Source organism: Gimesia aquarii (genome assembly GCF_007748175.1).
GTDB classification, from domain to species: Bacteria; Planctomycetota; Planctomycetia; order Planctomycetales; family Planctomycetaceae; genus Gimesia; species Gimesia aquarii_A.
In genome coordinates this window covers 3357639-3373416 of sequence record NZ_CP037422.1, presented here as the reverse complement: position 1 = coordinate 3373416, position 15778 = coordinate 3357639, and the positions used below count along the sequence as shown (strand labels likewise).

General features: G+C 43.3%; 13 protein-coding genes. 6 read left to right on the top strand and 7 right to left on the bottom strand.

The features are described from left to right. Positions 1-339: 339 nt before the first annotated feature. The 3 genes from V202x_RS12880 (at position 340) to V202x_RS12870 (ending at position 5667) form a co-directional block, all read left to right on the top strand. Positions 340-3234, top strand: a complete 2895-nt coding sequence (locus V202x_RS12880) for a PSD1 and planctomycete cytochrome C domain-containing protein (RefSeq protein WP_145175286.1) — start codon at positions 340-342, stop codon at positions 3232-3234. Positions 3235-3270: 36 nt separating this feature from the next. Further along, the gene (locus V202x_RS12875) at positions 3271-4728 is read left to right on the top strand and encodes a DUF1501 domain-containing protein (RefSeq protein ID WP_145175283.1); all 1458 of its coding nucleotides are present in this window, start codon (positions 3271-3273) and stop codon (positions 4726-4728) included. A 180-nt stretch (positions 4729-4908) separates the two neighbouring features. Next, positions 4909-5667, top strand: coding sequence for a Swt1 family HEPN domain-containing protein (locus V202x_RS12870; RefSeq protein ID WP_145175279.1), 759 nt, complete (start codon positions 4909-4911; stop codon positions 5665-5667). Between the two features lie 8 nt (positions 5668-5675). On the opposite strand, the gene V202x_RS12865 is transcribed toward V202x_RS12870, so the two are convergent. After that, positions 5676-6038 carry a cupin domain-containing protein gene (locus tag V202x_RS12865; RefSeq protein ID WP_145175278.1) on the bottom strand — a complete coding sequence of 121 codons (363 nt, stop codon included), beginning with the start codon at positions 6036-6038 and terminating at the stop codon, positions 5676-5678. A 105-nt stretch (positions 6039-6143) separates the two neighbouring features. Then, positions 6144-7418, bottom strand: coding sequence for a TIGR00300 family protein (locus V202x_RS12860; protein ID WP_145175275.1), 1275 nt, complete (start codon positions 7416-7418; stop codon positions 6144-6146). Positions 7419-7639: 221 nt separating this feature from the next. On the opposite strand from V202x_RS12860, the gene V202x_RS12855 reads away from it, so the two are divergent. Both V202x_RS12855 and V202x_RS12850 read left to right on the top strand, forming a co-directional pair. After that, entirely contained in the window at positions 7640-8752 is a 1113-nt protein-coding gene (locus V202x_RS12855; protein ID WP_145175273.1) for a calcium/sodium antiporter, read from the top strand. 233 nt (positions 8753-8985) lie between these two features. Then, entirely contained in the window at positions 8986-9918 is a 933-nt protein-coding gene (locus V202x_RS12850) for a hypothetical protein (protein ID WP_145175270.1), read from the top strand. A 77-nt stretch (positions 9919-9995) separates the two neighbouring features. Here the strand turns inward: V202x_RS12850 and xerC are convergent, their stop codons facing one another. The 3 genes from xerC to V202x_RS12835 all read right to left on the bottom strand — a co-directional run bounded on the left by xerC (position 9996) and on the right by V202x_RS12835 (position 12489). Continuing rightward, positions 9996-10901, bottom strand: coding sequence for a tyrosine recombinase XerC (gene xerC, locus V202x_RS12845; protein WP_145180565.1), 906 nt, complete (start codon positions 10899-10901; stop codon positions 9996-9998). Between the two features lie 115 nt (positions 10902-11016). Further along, positions 11017-11247 carry a hypothetical protein gene (locus V202x_RS12840; RefSeq protein WP_232098970.1) on the bottom strand — a complete coding sequence of 77 codons (231 nt, stop codon included), beginning with the start codon at positions 11245-11247 and terminating at the stop codon, positions 11017-11019. 105 nt (positions 11248-11352) lie between these two features. After that, complete coding sequence (locus tag V202x_RS12835; protein ID WP_145175267.1) at positions 11353-12489, bottom strand: hypothetical protein; 1137 nt, start codon at positions 12487-12489, stop codon at positions 11353-11355. Positions 12490-12790: 301 nt separating this feature from the next. Here V202x_RS12835 and dusB point away from each other — a divergent pair, with 301 nt between their 5' ends. Further along, a complete protein-coding gene (gene dusB, locus V202x_RS12830; protein ID WP_232098969.1) occupies positions 12791-13876 on the top strand; it encodes a tRNA dihydrouridine synthase DusB in 1086 nt (361 codons plus the stop codon). A 15-nt stretch (positions 13877-13891) separates the two neighbouring features. On the opposite strand, the gene V202x_RS12825 is transcribed toward dusB, so the two are convergent. Both V202x_RS12825 and ybeY read right to left on the bottom strand, forming a co-directional pair. Then, the gene (locus V202x_RS12825) at positions 13892-15202 is read right to left on the bottom strand and encodes a hemolysin family protein (protein ID WP_145175261.1); all 1311 of its coding nucleotides are present in this window, start codon (positions 15200-15202) and stop codon (positions 13892-13894) included. Between the two features lie 64 nt (positions 15203-15266). Continuing rightward, on the bottom strand, positions 15267-15764 hold the full coding sequence (ybeY, locus tag V202x_RS12820; RefSeq protein ID WP_145175258.1) for an rRNA maturation RNase YbeY: 498 nt from the start codon (positions 15762-15764) through the stop codon (positions 15267-15269). Positions 15765-15778: the final 14 nt, after the last annotated feature.

The following is a 15778-nucleotide window of genomic DNA, read 5'->3' as shown; positions in this document are numbered from 1 at the left end:
AATGATTCTGCTTGAATTGATGGGGACAATATCGAAGCACCATGTCACTTTTAGTCCGATAGTAACTATAGCGAAACTTTAATGCACTCCCAGGAGTAAATTCTATGGGTAGAGCGGGTTTCAATTTCATAACATTCTTAAGTATCGATGTGAGTTTGAAAAGTCCTAAAACGATGCTCCACAAGACTTAAATACAAGAACTGACTACCTTTTGAGCCGATAGTAGAGTAAAATAGTATTGATGGAGGTTTTGTCATTTTCAAATTGATTTAGGTGTTAGACCTTCTCCCACCCCTTGTTCCCACCACATATGTCATCTAACCGAGAAAGAACTGGAAAATGAAGCGGTCTTTGATTCTGTTTCATCCTTTGTCGTCATCTCACGTGGTCAAAACTGTTTGTCATTTGATCATCTTTGTGCTATTGGCGTTTCCAGCGATGTCTTTACTCGAAGCAGCCAATAAAATTCCTGCTGATCAAATTGAGTTTTTCGAAAAAGAAATTCGCCCTGTTTTAGTAAAACGCTGTTATGCTTGTCATGGCCCTAAAAAGCAGGAAGCCAGCTTACGCCTGGATTCCCATGCCTGGATGATGAAAGGCAGTGATAGCGGTAAAGCCGTGATTCCAGGAGACCCACTCAAAAGTAGAATTATCCAGGTAATCCAATATCATGATGATGACAGCCAGATGCCTCCTGAAGGGAAAATGCCTGCTCGAGAAATAGCCGCTTTGACTCGTTGGGTCAAAATGGGAACACCTTGGCCATTTTCTGATAAAGATCCCAAAGCGGTTCCTGCGAATGGGACTTATGATTTTGCGACATTGTCCAAAAGTCATTGGGCGTTTCGTCCTGTGAGAAACCCTGAATTACCCAAAGTGAAGAATCAAGAAAGGGTTTCTTCTCCAGTAGACCTTTTTGTGATTTCACGTTTGGAAGAAAAAGGTCTATCGCTTTCCCCGCGCCTTGATCGAAGGAAATTGATTCGAAGAGCATCGGTTGATTTAACAGGCTTACCTCCTACATTTCAAGAAGTAGAAGCTTTTGTGAATGATCAATCACCAGACGCTTATGAAAGGCTGATTGATCGCCTGTTGGCCTCACCACGCTATGGAGAACGTTGGGGGAGACATTGGCTAGATGTTGCTCGTTATGCGGATACCAAGGGCTATGTGTTTACATCAGAACGTCGTTATCCCTATTCCTATACTTATCGTGATTATATTATTCGCGCTTTCAATGAAGATCTCCCTTATGATCGTTTCATTCAAGAGCAATTAGCGGCAGATCAGCTGGATCGTAAAGGAGATGATCGTTCACTGGCTGCACTCGGTTTTCTGACCGTGGGTCGTCGTTATCGAGGGAATATACATGATATCATTGATGACCGTATTGATTTGGTTTCGCGAGGTTTATTAGGGTTGACTGCCTCTTGTGCTCGCTGTCACGATCATAAATTTGACCCTGTTCCGATCAAAGATTATTACTCATTGTATGGAGTTTTCTTTAGTAGCTATGAGCCGGAAGAAAAAGATTTACCACTAATCGGAAAACCAAAGTCCGAAAAAGCATACAAAAAATATCAGGCGGAACGAGCAAAACGCCAGAAAAAATTAGATGATTTCATACATGAAGAATCGGAAAAATTCAGAGCGAAAGCACGTTTGACAGTAGCAGATGTGTTACAGGCGATTGTCGAAAAAGAAAAACTGTCGAACGAAAAGCCACAATATGAGAAAGAGACACCTCACAGAGGATACGTGGCTCTCTGGCAAGCTTTTCTGAAACGTAAAGCAAAATCATATCGCGCTGTCTTTGCACCTTGGATGGCATTCGTTTCAGTCAAAAAAGAAAATTATCCAGCCGGTGCCTCTGAAGTCATCCAAAAATTAGCTAGTCAGGAAGGGGAAACGCTGCCAGAAAAAAGATTCAACCGTTTGATTCTACATGCATTGAAAAACAACCCACCACAATCAATTTATGATGTGTGCCGAATTTACGGTAAGGTTTTTAAAGAGGTGGAATTAGAGTGGCTGAAGACGATCGATACAGCCAAAAAAGCGAAAGCGAAATTACCTGATAAACTTGCTGACAAAGATGCAGAAGAAATTCGTCAAATTTTATATCACCCGGAATCACCGACTGCAGTGAGTGACAATCTTGTTCAGGCAGGGTTCAATCGGGCTCAGAGAAATAAAGTTCGCCAATTTCAGAAGAACATACAGACGTTAGATGTAACATCCCCGGGCGCACCTCCACGAGCGATGGTGGTTTATGACAAGGACAAGCCGGTCACTTCGCATGTCCATTTACGAGGGAATCCCGGTCGACGTGGTGAAAAAACGCCGCGTCAATTTTTCAGGATTTTGGCTGGAGAAGATCGAAAACCATTTCAGAAAGGAAGTGGTCGTCTGGAATTATCAGAGGCGATTGCCTCTCGGGATAATCCATTAACGGCCCGAGTTTTTGTTAATCGGGTTTGGATGCATCATTTTGGTCAGGGAATCGTGAGAACTCCCAGCAATTTCGGTGTCAGAAGTGATCCACCCACTCATCCAGAATTATTAGATTATCTTGCCTATCGGTTTATGGAAGAAGGCTGGTCTATCAAGTCGCTTCACAAGACAATTATGATGTCAGCAACATATCAACAGGGCTCACAGGAAAACCGACGGGCAAACTTGATTGATGCCGATAATCGTTTACTTTGGAAACGACCTCCACAGCGACTCGACTTTGAAGCGATGCGAGATTCACTTTTATTAGTCTCAGGACAACTCTCTGAGGAACGGGGAGGCAAAAGTTACCTGATCGACCGGATTCCCACTCACCCACGACGTACCGTTTACAGTTTTGTGGATCGTAATAACCTACCAAATATCTTTCGTACATTTGATTTTGCTAATGTGGAATCAAGTACCGCCCAACGGCCCTTTACAACAGTTCCCCAGCAAGCTTTGTTTGCATTGAATAGTCCTTTGGTGATTGAGCAGTCCAGTTTGTTAGTCAAAGATTTAGATCTGGAAAAAATGACTGCTGACAAGGGGATTGATGCTGCGATTAATACTCTCTATCAGCGTGTCTTATCGCGAAAACCATCAAGTGAGGAAATTGATCTCGGTAAGGCATTCTTAAAACATCATCGAGATCAGATTAAGACACCCGCTCGAATGAGTGGATGGGAAAAGTACGCTCAAGTGCTTTGTACTTCCAATGAATTCATGTTTGTAGACTAATGTGAAAAATATCAATGATAGTAGGAGCCTGTTCTGATGGCTGAGGCGATTCGACATTTTAATTGCGATCCAATTATCACGCGGCGGCAAATGTTGCAGCGCTGTGGTACTGGATTTGGATCAATGGGACTGGCCTCGTTAATGGCTTCACAGGGTTTGTTGAAGGAAACGAATGCGGCACCAGCCCACCAGTCACCGATGGCTCCCAAAAAATCGCATTTTCCTGCAAAAGCAAAACATATTATTCACATTTTTTTGAATGGTGGTGCTTCCCAGGTCGATACATTCGATCCGAAACCAGCGTTAGCAAAATATGCAGGCAAGATGCTGCCGAGTAAAAATCTCCGTACCGAGCGAAAAACTGGTGCCGCCCTGCCTTCTCCCTTTAAGTTTAAAAAGTATGGAGAGAGTGGCCTGGAGGTGAGCGAGCTTTTTTCGGAGTTGGGAGAATGCGTGGATGATATCGCATTTGTGCGATCGATGTACACAAATGTGCCTAATCACGAACCTTCGTTGATGATGATGAATTGTGGAGATCTCATTCAGCCACGTCCAAGTATGGGGGCCTGGGTTACTTATGGTTTGGGAACAGAAAACCAGAATCTTCCCGGGTTTGTCGTGATGTGTCCTGGTGGCTATCCCATTACGGAGTCTGCTAACTGGCGATCCGCATTTTTGCCCGGTGCCTATCAAGGTACCCATATCGACACAAAACATACTGATATCGAAAAGCTGATTTCGAATATTAAAAACAAAAAGCTTTCACTGCCAGAACAGCGCCTGCAGCTTGACTTGCTGCAGGCCTTAAACCGGAAGCATCAGTCAGTACGAGCTCAGGAATCCGCATTGGAATCCCGGATTCAATCATTCGAGTTAGCTTATCGTATGCAGATGCAGGCCTCTGATGTTTTTGATATTAAACAGGAACCCAAACATATCCATGAGATGTATGGTTCTGGAGTTCATGCAAGACAGCTGATGATTGCACGCAGGTTAGTAGAACGAGGCGTGCGCTATGTCCAACTCTGGCATGGAGCAGGTCAACCTTGGGACAATCATGATGAAATTGAAAAAGGCCATCGGAATTTAGCGAATCAATGTGCCCGTCCGATTGCGGCTTTATTGAAAGACCTGAAACAGAGAGGGCTTTTACAAGATACGATCGTCATGTGTGGTGGAGAATTTGGAAGAACCCCTGTTGTGGAGTTACCGACTCCTGGCGCGAATGCGGGCAAGATGAATGGACGCGACCACAATAATCATGGTTTTACTGTGTGGTTGGCTGGGGGAGGTGTTAAAGGTGGTCAGGCTTATGGTGCCACTGATGAGTTTGGTTTCGCTGCAGTTGAAAACAAAGTTCACGTCCATGACTTGCAGGCTACAGTACTCAAGTTACTCGGTTTTGATCACGAACGCTTGACCTATCGTTTTGCAGGTAGAGACTTTCGCTTGACTGATGTTCATGGGAAAGTCGTTGATGAGCTTATCGCCTAATTGAACGGCTGAATCATATTATTTTCCAACTAAGCCGTTTCTTTGTGCTTATACACATAGAAATCCGCAGCTTTGAGTGATTTATCACATAGCAGAGCTTGACCTTATCTAAAAAATAAGGAAGCATTGTTAATGCACATTGGTATCTTGCAGATGCTATTTTCATTTTAAAGATTGATTGTGCGTTCAAGGCGATTTAAGGGGGAATTTGTGGCCGGTGATAACGAACGTATTAAATTGACTCTTGATTTACTTGGTAGCGGACTTTTTCCCATCATAGAGCAGGAAATGAAGGCCGTTTATCAAGATGACTGGATTGATCGCGCTAAAGAGAGTTTTCGGAATTCTCCAATTACATCTCAACCATCGGGTGATGCCATTCGTTGGGATGCCCATTCAACTCTCTTGATCTTGTGGGACCATTGGAATAGTGTCTTTCGCAATCGCTTAACTCCACTGGAGAGAAGTTATGTTGGTGAACTTAGAGAATATCGAAATCGCTGGGCGCATCAAAGCCAGATAAAAACGCAAGATACTCTGCGGATTCTCGATACCGCTTCCCGGTTATTATCAGCCGTAGGAGCCACTGATGAAGCAAAACAGCTAAAAAGCGAACGCGATAAATTGTTGGGTCAGATTTTGCAGCAGCAAGGCAAAAATATCTATGACTCCAGTGACCACCAACGCGATCGCGTGCGGGATGCGATCATTTTTTTAATTTGTGCTCTTGCCACTATTTTTGTCATTATCAATTCTTATGGTACTGAAGCGCCCGCAATATTTTTTGCTGGTTTTGTCGGGGTCGTCTTCGCTTTTTTAGCATATCAACGGTGGGTGACTCCTGATCGCCCCACGCATGGTGCGCATGAATGTACCAACTGTGGGAAAGTCATCTACGGTGAGTCATGCCCTTATTGTAACGAGAACAATCTCGCCTGACTCAAATATTAGTCGAGCCATTCATCTTCCGGGTCAAATTTGGGGAAGACGATATTGATGATTTTCATCGTTCCAATAGCCCGATGACGCACTCCCGGTGGTATGACGATTGACATACCGGCCTTGACTGAAATCAGTTCATCGTCCAATTGCATCTGGGCATCTTCGCCACATTCAAGGAAGTAATAGGTTTCTGTTAGCTTTCGATGATAATGCAGTTCCGCAGTCTCGGATATTTCTGTCACATGTAAGGTACCAGGAAACTCAGGTACATCAGCAAAAGCGCGTCGTGCAGTACCACAGGGGCATGAAGTGCCTTCTATTTGAGAAAAATCAGCGAGATGATAATTTTTCTGTGTCGATTCTGTCATCGAATTAATCCCGATGGGGTGTATTGTATGATTCTTTTAAGGGGAGAATATGTTTCAGACATTCTTCAAGTATCATTATAGCGAATGATTCATCAAAGAAAACATTCACTCGGATTTATTGATTTCATCCAGTAAGACTCTTAAAAAAGGCTCGACATCCGTCACCAGGCCAATGGTCTGAAAAGTTCCTCGATCGGCCAGTTTTGTGACAGTGGCCGGATTGATATCAACACAAACTACTTTCACACTGGCGGGTAATAGATTACCAACAGCGATGGAATGGAGTGTTGTGGCAATCATCAAACAGAACGAGACCCCCTGCACCAACTCGCGCATTTTGCGTTGCGCTTCTACGGAGTCAGTAATTACATCCGGTAAAGGTCCATCATCGCGAATGCTACCTGCCAACAGGAAGGTCACATCATTTTTGACACACTCATACATAATTCCTGAATTCAATACGCCTTTGTCGACTGCATTTTTAATGCTACCCAAACGGCGTATACGGTTAATGGACCGTAAATGGTGCTCATGTCCTTCTTCGGTTGAACTTCCATGTTCTATTGAAATACCGAGACTGGTTCCGTAAAAGGACTCTTCGATATCATGCGTGGCAAGGGCATTTCCAGCAAACAGTAAATTGACGTAGCCCTCACTGATCAGTTGACTGAAGTAGTCTCTGCTCCCGGTATGAACGACTGCGGGACCTGCAACAATCAGGATCTTTCCCTCACCTTCTCTGGCACGCCGCATTTCCGAGGCGATCTCCCTAACGGTAACCCCTTTAGGTTTTTCGCTTGAAACTGTACTATGCATGAAAGAAAAGCCAGAGGTTTGCGGTGAGCTTCGTGCTGTGGGAAGAATTCTGATTCCCTGATAACCTGTGACGACCAGTTGGCCTTTTTGGACATCAGACATAGGCAGGCAATGCGCCGTTTGTCGATCGGGACTGACGATAATGCCACAGTCCATTTCCTGCAAATCAACAGAGGTCCAGTTTCCGTCAATGCGAATTTCTGTTTTCTGATTTGTAGTGCAATAGAATCCTTCCGGGAAGGCACCATCCATATCGGCGGGTTCTAAAATACAGTCATGTTTCTGTACAGGAACTGCTCCGTGTTGTGCGATTTGGGTTAATATCTTCTGCAAAGTCTCTTCGTCTTTTGCCGAAACCTTTACCTGGGCGTGGCTACTGTCTGTTCGTAACTGACCGATTGAAATGTCATTGATGGAAAAATCGCCTCCCAAAACTGTAATTTCATCAAGAATCTTCGGCAGTAATAAACTGTCAATAATATGCCCTTGTATTTCGATTTCTTCGCTGATCGCGTCTGCAGCAGCAGATTGATAATCTGGCTTATGATCAGGTGAATGGTTCATAGGTTGTCCATCCTTGCTGGGGTGACCAATTGAAATGAAAGAGTTAAGTCAGGTCTTGAAAACGAGACATGGTTTCTTGCCTTAATATTTTACAATTTATTGATCAAAATAGTACTCTGAAAATAATGTTTGCTGCCATCCCTATCATATTATTTACTTACTTTTTATATTTTGCAGACGCATAAGAAACGACAACTTTGAAATGAAACAGGAGCAGGAGTTTGCAATTATTGCCATTGGCTGTTGAACCAATTGAGTTTTTAAGATTAATAATCGGCTTAGACGCACCTGCTTCCATTCTGATCAGCCTGTTATTTATCGCATTGGGCATGCTCAGCATTACAAAGGGAGGTGATCTCTTTACTGATAGTGCAGTTGAGATTGCCAGATTGACTCGCGTACCTCCCGTCATTATTGGTGCGACCATTGTTAGCATGTCAACTACATTTCCCGAATTAATGGTCTCAGTTACCAGTACTCTATCCGGAAAAGGAGATCTGGCAGTTGGTAATGCTTTGGGATCCTGTTTATGTAATATCGGTTTGATAATTGGTTCTTGTGCACTCCTGAATGGATTTCTGGCGAGGAAACGAAATACGGAGAGTGGGATTCCCGTTTCCCGCTTCACGATTGTCGGACCGGGATCCTTCATGCTGTTCTCAGGAGTGATTGTCTGGCTGTTTAGTCTCTTTTCAACCGGAGACGCTGTTACTCAAAACGGAGTACCTGCAGAATTTGCCATAGCGCGCTGGCAGGCAGCACTTCTACTCTGTGTCCTGGCAGCTTATATTCTGTTTACTCTGAGAGTTGCCTTGAGCTCACGCCATGATTTTGGTGAAGATCAGGAAAAACCACCACAAGTTGAAAACGTAATAACTTATTATTTCAAGTTAGTATCTGCATTTTTCTGTGGTGCCTGTCTGGTCATTTTGGGGAGCAAACTATTGGTAACCAATGCGGTACAAGTGGCGCGGTATTTCGAAGTTTCTGAGCTACTCATTGGATTGACAATCCTTGCTGTGGGGACTTCTTTGCCAGAATACACGATCTCAGTTCTTTCCATTATTAAAGGGCATGGTGCATTAGGTACAGGAAATATTATTGGGGCCAATGTCCTGAATATAACGATGGTGATCGCCACATGTGCGTTAATTCAGCCTTTGCCGATTCCAAAACAGACCGTATTGCTGGATGGGCCTGTCGTCATTTTATTAATTCTGGCGATGTTGGGACTTTCTTGGCGACGAAAACAGATCTCTCCTTTAAGTGGTTTGATCTTATTGACAATATATGTGTGTTATCTAGTCGTTGCCACGCTTTGGTTTGGACATTAGTCTTTCTATTCAAAGTAAAGGCTTGATTCAAAGACCAATTTAAGAATATCATAGCCAGGTCCGAATCGTTTCTTTGGGATCAATGACTTAGTCGTCAGGTTAGGTTGTTTCTCTCGCTGAATATCACTTTCTTTTGTATTGTTCCAGAATTCAGTAATGCTTCCAATATGGTCAGAATTGGAATAATAGGACTTGGTCCATATTGGGAACAGCGCTATGAGCCTGTACTGCGGATGATGGATCAGAGAATCCAAATCAAGGCGGTATTTGATCCGGTTCGCAGTCGCGCGGAACAAGTTGCTGAGCATTGGAATGCAGCTGTTGTTTCAGGAATTGGTTCTCTTGTCTCGCGATATCCATTGGATGCATTTCTGTTGCTACACTCAGATTGGATGGATCATTATCCGCTCAAAATACTTAGTCAGCAGCACCGCCCCGTTTATATTGCGGGCAGTTTAGGTGAAGAACTTGAATTATTGGAATTGATTCACGCCAGAGCAACGGAACAGCTAGTGACTTTGATGCCTGAATTCAGCCGGCGCTATTCACAGGCAACGAGTCGTTTTTTTGAATTAGCAGTGACTCGTTTAGGAAATCCGAATTCAATTCAAATCGAGACCTGTTGTCCTGGTGTAGACCAGGAAGTCGAAATTCCTGGGCAGAAAAATGAGACCGATTTTCTGGTCGGATTATTTGACTGGTGTTGTTATGTCATGCGTACGAAACCAGTTCAAGTTCATACTACTTTTCATTCCGATTCGAGTGATCTGTCAGAGGATTATCGACAAATTAAGGTTGATTTTTTGCCGGACCCCGTATCAACTTCCGAACGTTTCGCAGTGATAAAAATAAAATCGGAACAACGAGAGTCAGAATCTTTCTTTCCCAGGCATCAGATTGCATGTCGAAATGGAAAGGCTGAGTTTCATTCTCCTGACGAGATTCATTGGGAAGATGAATCCTCCTCAATTACCGAGTCGCTGAAAAGCGATCGTCGAGAATTAGAAGTGATGTTGGACCATTTTTGCCGCCGTGTTATTGGCGGTATTATACCGGTAGCCAATATCAACGATGTTTGCCAGGCAATTCAACTTGTTAAGCTTTCACGTAAAAGCTTAAAAGAGGGAGTACCGCTTAAATTTGAAACTGCTAGTGAGCGAGACTAAATGGCAGATCCATTTCATTCATCGGCAAGAATATGGCAAATTAAAACTTTTATTTGTCAGATTCAAAAGAAGAGCTTCTATTTTGAGCGTTGTGCATGTGGGTGAGATTTTTCGTAAGTTTCGCGTAATCGTTTCGTACTTACGTGTGTATAGATTTGTGTGGTCGTTAAGCTTTTATGTCCCAATAACTCTTGTACGCTTCGTAGGTCTGCACCACCATCCAGCAGATGTGTTGCAAAACTGTGTCTTAATGTATGTGGGCTCGTTTTTTTGTCCAGTCCAGTCTGGAGCAGATATTTTTCCAACATGCGCCCCACACTGCGTGTCGTAAGACGAGTTTTAAGGCGATTCAGAAAAAGTGCATCAGCATCCGGGTGTGCCCCCGGTTTCGCTTCCCTTTCTGCTAACCAACGTTTTAATGCTTTGTCGGCAAAACTGCCAATTGGAGCAATACGCTCTTTTCGCCCCTTACCCAGAACACGAATCACATTGGATTGTTGGTCCCAGTCACTGATATTGAGACTTACCAATTCGGAAACACGCAAGCCTGCAGAATAGAGAGTTTCAAAAATGGCGCGGTCTCGGAGACCCATTTTGTTATTAGCCGGAGGAGCTTCCAACAAAGATGCAATCTGGTCTGTTGTCAAGAAATGGGGTAATTTTCTTCCGGTACGCGGAGTTCGCAATGGTTTGGCCGGATTTGTTTTTGTATAACCCTCGCGGCAGCAATACCGAAAAAAACTTCGGAGGCATGCTAAGCGCCTGGCAATCGTGGTTCGTTCATATTGACACTCATGCAAATAAGCGACAAAGCGTCGCAGTTCACTGATTCCAATGCGATCCGGAGTTAATAGCACTCCTTCATATTCAGTAAGGTACTCGACAAGACTATCCAAATCTTCGGAATACGATTTGAGTGTTAAGTCAGATGCGTTACGTTCAATTTGTAAATATCGCAGGAAGCTGTCAATTGCATCATGCAGTTCAATTGACCTGATAGATTGCGAAGAGATCATAAGAGTTAAAAAATCGATTCTTTATTGATGAGCTTCGTTTAGGGCGACAGGCTTCTTTGCGTTAGAATGCGATGATCGAGTTTCAGGCTGTTTTTCGTAAACGTCCTGATTGTTCTTCCAACTCTGCTTCCCGTCTTAATTTTCTTACTTTTTGACTCATAACAGCAGCATCATACCAGGTGAAACTTAATTCCTTGTCAGCTGCATATTGTCCCAGTGTTTGTAACATCTGGGAAGAGCTGGCATCGTCATATAGAAACACATAGCGTTCTGAATCTTTGACTAATGCGACGACATTCATTTGTTGTTTCACGATAGCAATCCTTTGTTTTACATCAGAGCACTAGAGTCATAGACTGGATTGAGTGGGAGTGCTCGTTTAACCGCAATAGTTAATATCGGCTATCGAGCGGTGGGATTATCGGTATTTTCTTACTTTGAAGATGATCTGATGCTTAGCTTGACCACCATGAAGCGTTAACATCTCTAAAATCATTAAATGTGATGTAAACCGAATAAAGTCCTCACTTCGATGTAAATACGCTTCCCAACCACCGCTACGGCGATCTCCGCTGACTTCCAGATAGTCTCGTAAATGAGCGACTAAAGCTGCGTCAGATCCATCAAAGAGTCTTGTGTAAGACATAAAAGGTTGGCGTGGGTCGAACCCAGCCTCTTCCGAGGATTTTTCTGGCGGGCAGTATTCCTCTAATTGGTTCACATCCGAAGAATCTTTCTGTATTACATGTCCGTTTGGGGGGATTGGTGGTTTAGGGGCAATAACCGGTCGTTGTTTTGATTTTGTTTTGTCTAGAGTATTCATGGGAACTTGAATGATGGAACCAGCTGTTTGAGCTCCCTGATTGGCCTGAGCATAAGCCTGAATCACTCTCGTTTTTGAATTGTGGTAATCCCATGGATCAACGGATTCAGAGGACTGTCCTCGGAAGACGGTTTCTAATGCTGGTGGAGCCAGGTTCTGTTCAGGTGGGCAGCCATCGGGGCAAGGTAGCTTCTGCATTTTTCGCTGTATTTTTTTATCCTGTTTGACTGCTTTACGTTCCATGTGAGAGGCTTGTCTTTCCTCTCGTTTCATTACATGTTTAGCTTTTCTAGTCTCTTTCGCCATAAGTCGATCTAAATAAAACAGTTCATTTAAGGTTGATTTCTTGGCATGACGCTCTTCAACGAGTAAAGGAAATCCAGGTATAAATTCCTGAGCATGAGGTGAGTACCATGAAACCTGCATGCCAATTCGTGGTGGATAGTAGGGTGAGTAATCGGTGACTGCACCAATCACAACTGCGTCAACATTAAGAACTTGAGCCAGTTTGAGAACATCATCCGGATTATTCATTTGTAGTCGGTGTTCCACCATCGCCACCTCGGCAACGCCCAATGGTAACACTTGAAATCCGGGCACTTTTTGTAATTCGGAATAATAAGCGAGTGCAAAACGTCTTCCATCTACATCTGGTTCCTGACTGAGATTAAAAAATGGGACGATTGCGACTGTTTTTAGCTTAGGATTGGGATTGGTGACAGAGGTCTGCATGATGACACACCCCGTCATATTGGATAGACAAATTAACAATATAAAAATACGAGTCAGCACCAGACGGTTCCCATAGGATGAAGCCAGAAAGAATCGATATCGTCCTTATCGGCATAATCGATAGAGAAACTTCAATGAGAAATGTTTAGGTATTTCGCCTATTTTCACTTTTGAGGTAAATCAAGTATATTTAGCAACACAGAGATCGTTGATTTGATAACTGACACTATTTTCCTCCCAGAAATTGCCTGATAATATGTAGTTGAAAACTTAAATTACGTTTTTTATGTTCAAAGTACTAATGAAACCGTCTTTGCCTCCACAACCTGATCCGCGACCACCTGTCTGCTATGGTTCAATGCAATTGGAATCGCGTTATTTGCTATCCCCTCTGGCAGGCTATACAAATTTACCTTTCCGGCGCATTGTTCGCGAATTGGGAGGCGTTGGTTTAGCAACAACAGATCTTGTCAATGCCCGCGGGTTACTGGAAGGAAGTGCCAAGACACTTCAGCTCATTCAAACGTGCCCTGAAGACACTCCTTTTGCTGTGCAGATCTTTGGCAATGAACCAATACAGATGCGCGACGCCGCTCAATTGCTGGAAGAACGAGGCGTAGATTCGATTGATATTAATATGGGGTGCCCTGTCAATCGAATTGTCAAAGGAGGAGCTGGTGCCAGCATGATGTGTCGTCCAGATGAGACGGTAGCGTTAGTGAAGTCGGTAGTTGAAGCGGTGAAAATTCCTGTGACTGTCAAGATGCGCCTGGGCTGGGACGACAGAAATTTGACTGCGCCCTTCTTTGCCAGAGAGTTTGAACAAGTAGGGGTTGTTGCAGTTGCCATCCATGGTCGAACGCGCGAGCAAGGTTTTCGTGGTTCAGTGAATCACGAAGGGATTCGACAAGTTGTGGAAGCTGTTGAATCGATTCCCGTAATTGGTAATGGAGACGTTACGAGCATTGCTGATGCAGATTATATGTTAAAAACGACTGGTTGTGCAGGTGTTTCGATTGGTCGAGGTGCACTCGCGAATCCATGGATTTTTCGTCAACTGTGCCAATGGGAGAAAACGGGAGAGTGTGCTCCTCCAGGTAATTTTAATGAACGACTGGAACTGTTATTACGACAGTTTCATTATTTGCTGGAGATGACGACAGAGGAACGGGCTCTTCCGATGTTTCGCAAAATGGGACACTGGTATTTAAAGTCGATGCGAGTGAAACCAGCATTACGCCATGAATTTCAGTGTGCACAGAATTTGAATGCTTTTAATGTCGCGATAAAAAAAATTGCTGCAAAAGGTCCGGTGTCTGGTTCCCGAGATGGAACTCTACCAGAGATGCATATCCCCGTTCCCGGTGGACCTGTTGAACGTTGGTAAGATGTGACTTTGTCCTTAAGTGTCTGTGTCGATTTCTTCTACAAGAGAATGGTCTACTTCGATACGAAGTTTACTGATTTTTCGCTCATCAGACTCTAGTACATCGATACGTAATTGTTGCCAGGTAAGAGACTCGCCCGCTTGAGGAACTTTGCCGACATGAGTAATCACAAATCCTCCAATTGTGTCAAAGTCTTTTTCCTCAGGCAGATTATAGCTAAATTGCTCATTTAAATCATCGATATGGACACGAGCATCAACTTCAATGACGTCATTTCCAAGATCGAAAATCATCTGCTCTTCTTCTTCATCAAACTCATCAACAATATCGCCGACAATTTCTTCAAGAACGTCTTCCATTGTGACCAAGCCTGCAACACCCCCATATTCGTCAATGACGATTGCCATATGCACATGCTCTTTTTGCATTGTTTGTAACAGGGAATCTATACCCGTTGTTTCTGGAATATAAAATGGCTGGAACATGAGATTTTGAATGGTAAGTTCATCAGGTGAATTAGATTGTTGGTTATCATTCGAGTATTGTTTTAGTAGTTCTCTCGCATATAGAATACCTACAATGTCGTCAGTTGATTCGCCAATGACCGGTATCCGTGAATGGCCTGCATCAATAAACTTTAACAAAGCTTCATCAAGAGTTGCATTGACGGAGATATACTCCATATCCATTCGCTGCGTCATAATGGCTGCCACATCTTCGTCTTGTAATTCCATGACGCGTTGAATCATTTTACCGGCACCTGTTTCCAGAATTCCTCCACGTTCTCCTTCTTCGACAACCGTCAGAATTTCTTCACTAATATTGGCTTCTCGACCATTTTTTGCTTCTTCTTTACCAGCCAATCGATGTGAAAGTTCATCAATCTTCCAGGATGCCCAAATCAGAGGCGTAAGGAAAAAGGGTAACCAGCGAATGATCGGCCAAAATATTTGCAGGAATCGTTCTCCCGTAATTCGTGCGAGTGTCCAGGGAATTGTCATTAATAGTAATGCCCCTATTACTAATTCCAGGATCATTTGAATGACAAATAGAATACCTGCTGGAATGGAACTGAATTCATTCGGTATTTCAATATAGTATCTGGTGAGAATCACTGAGATGAATATAATGCCGGCGAGATAAGAGAAATCAGCGGCTAGCAGGATAGTCGGATGGGATCTCAGAATTTCGCTGAATCGACTCGGCACATTTGCTTCTTCACAGAGTGCCTCTAATCGGCTTCGCGAAAAATCTCTAAGTGAGAAAACTAACAAACCCGAGAACAGTGTGAATAAAATTAAAGCCGTAAAAATCAGGGAGATCATAAATTGAGCAAATAGTCAAAATTTAAGGAACAAAAATGAGTGATAATGAAAAAATTAGCATTTCTCACTCTTCCCGTCGAGGTATTGTAAGTCCCCAGTGATTTAAAATCTGTTGTTCTTTCGTTCGCATTAGCAGGATTTCTTCGTCTGATAAGTCATCATAACCACATAAATGGAGCAAGCCATGAATAATATAAAGTAATAGTTCATGATCGGCAGACCAATCATAAACTTCTGACATCGAAACAGCCATTTCCGCCGAGACAATAATCTCTCCTTCAATCGTCTTTCCAGCGCCTCGTAAGTCAGCCTCTTGTTTACTGGGATCGATTTGGCATTCTAATAAAAAACTCAAGACATCTGTGTCATAATCGTGTTCCAGATAGTTTTGATTCAACTCACGGATCATAGGGTTGTCGACGATTGCAAGACTGATATCAGCAAAAGTTACTTTTTCCGATTTGAGAAGATAACTGGAAACTTCCTGGATAAGTGCTTCATCAACTGCTAGTTGAGTTTGTGAATTTTTGATTCTGATTTGAAACAAGTCTGGTGTATTCATGCAGTGAGTCTACC

Excerpts from the sequence above, each read along its gene's own strand:
- V202x_RS12865 (WP_145175278.1), bottom strand. The coding sequence starts at position 6,038 with ATGACAGAATCGACACAGAAAAATTATCATCTCGCTGATTTTTCTCAA.
- V202x_RS12860 (WP_145175275.1), bottom strand. The coding sequence starts at position 7,418 with ATGAACCATTCACCTGATCATAAGCCAGATTATCAATCTGCTGCTGCA.
- V202x_RS12875 (WP_145175283.1), top strand. The coding sequence starts at position 3,271 with ATGGCTGAGGCGATTCGACATTTTAATTGCGATCCAATTATCACGCGG.
- V202x_RS12825 (WP_145175261.1), bottom strand. The coding sequence starts at position 15,202 with ATGATCTCCCTGATTTTTACGGCTTTAATTTTATTCACACTGTTCTCG.
- V202x_RS12850 (WP_145175270.1), top strand. The coding sequence starts at position 8,986 with ATGATGGATCAGAGAATCCAAATCAAGGCGGTATTTGATCCGGTTCGC.
- V202x_RS12880 (WP_145175286.1), top strand. The coding sequence starts at position 340 with ATGAAGCGGTCTTTGATTCTGTTTCATCCTTTGTCGTCATCTCACGTG.
- V202x_RS12835 (WP_145175267.1), bottom strand. The coding sequence starts at position 12,489 with ATGCAGACCTCTGTCACCAATCCCAATCCTAAGCTAAAAACAGTCGCA.
- dusB (WP_232098969.1), top strand. The coding sequence starts at position 12,791 with ATGAAACCGTCTTTGCCTCCACAACCTGATCCGCGACCACCTGTCTGC.
- ybeY (WP_145175258.1), bottom strand. The coding sequence starts at position 15,764 with ATGAATACACCAGACTTGTTTCAAATCAGAATCAAAAATTCACAAACT.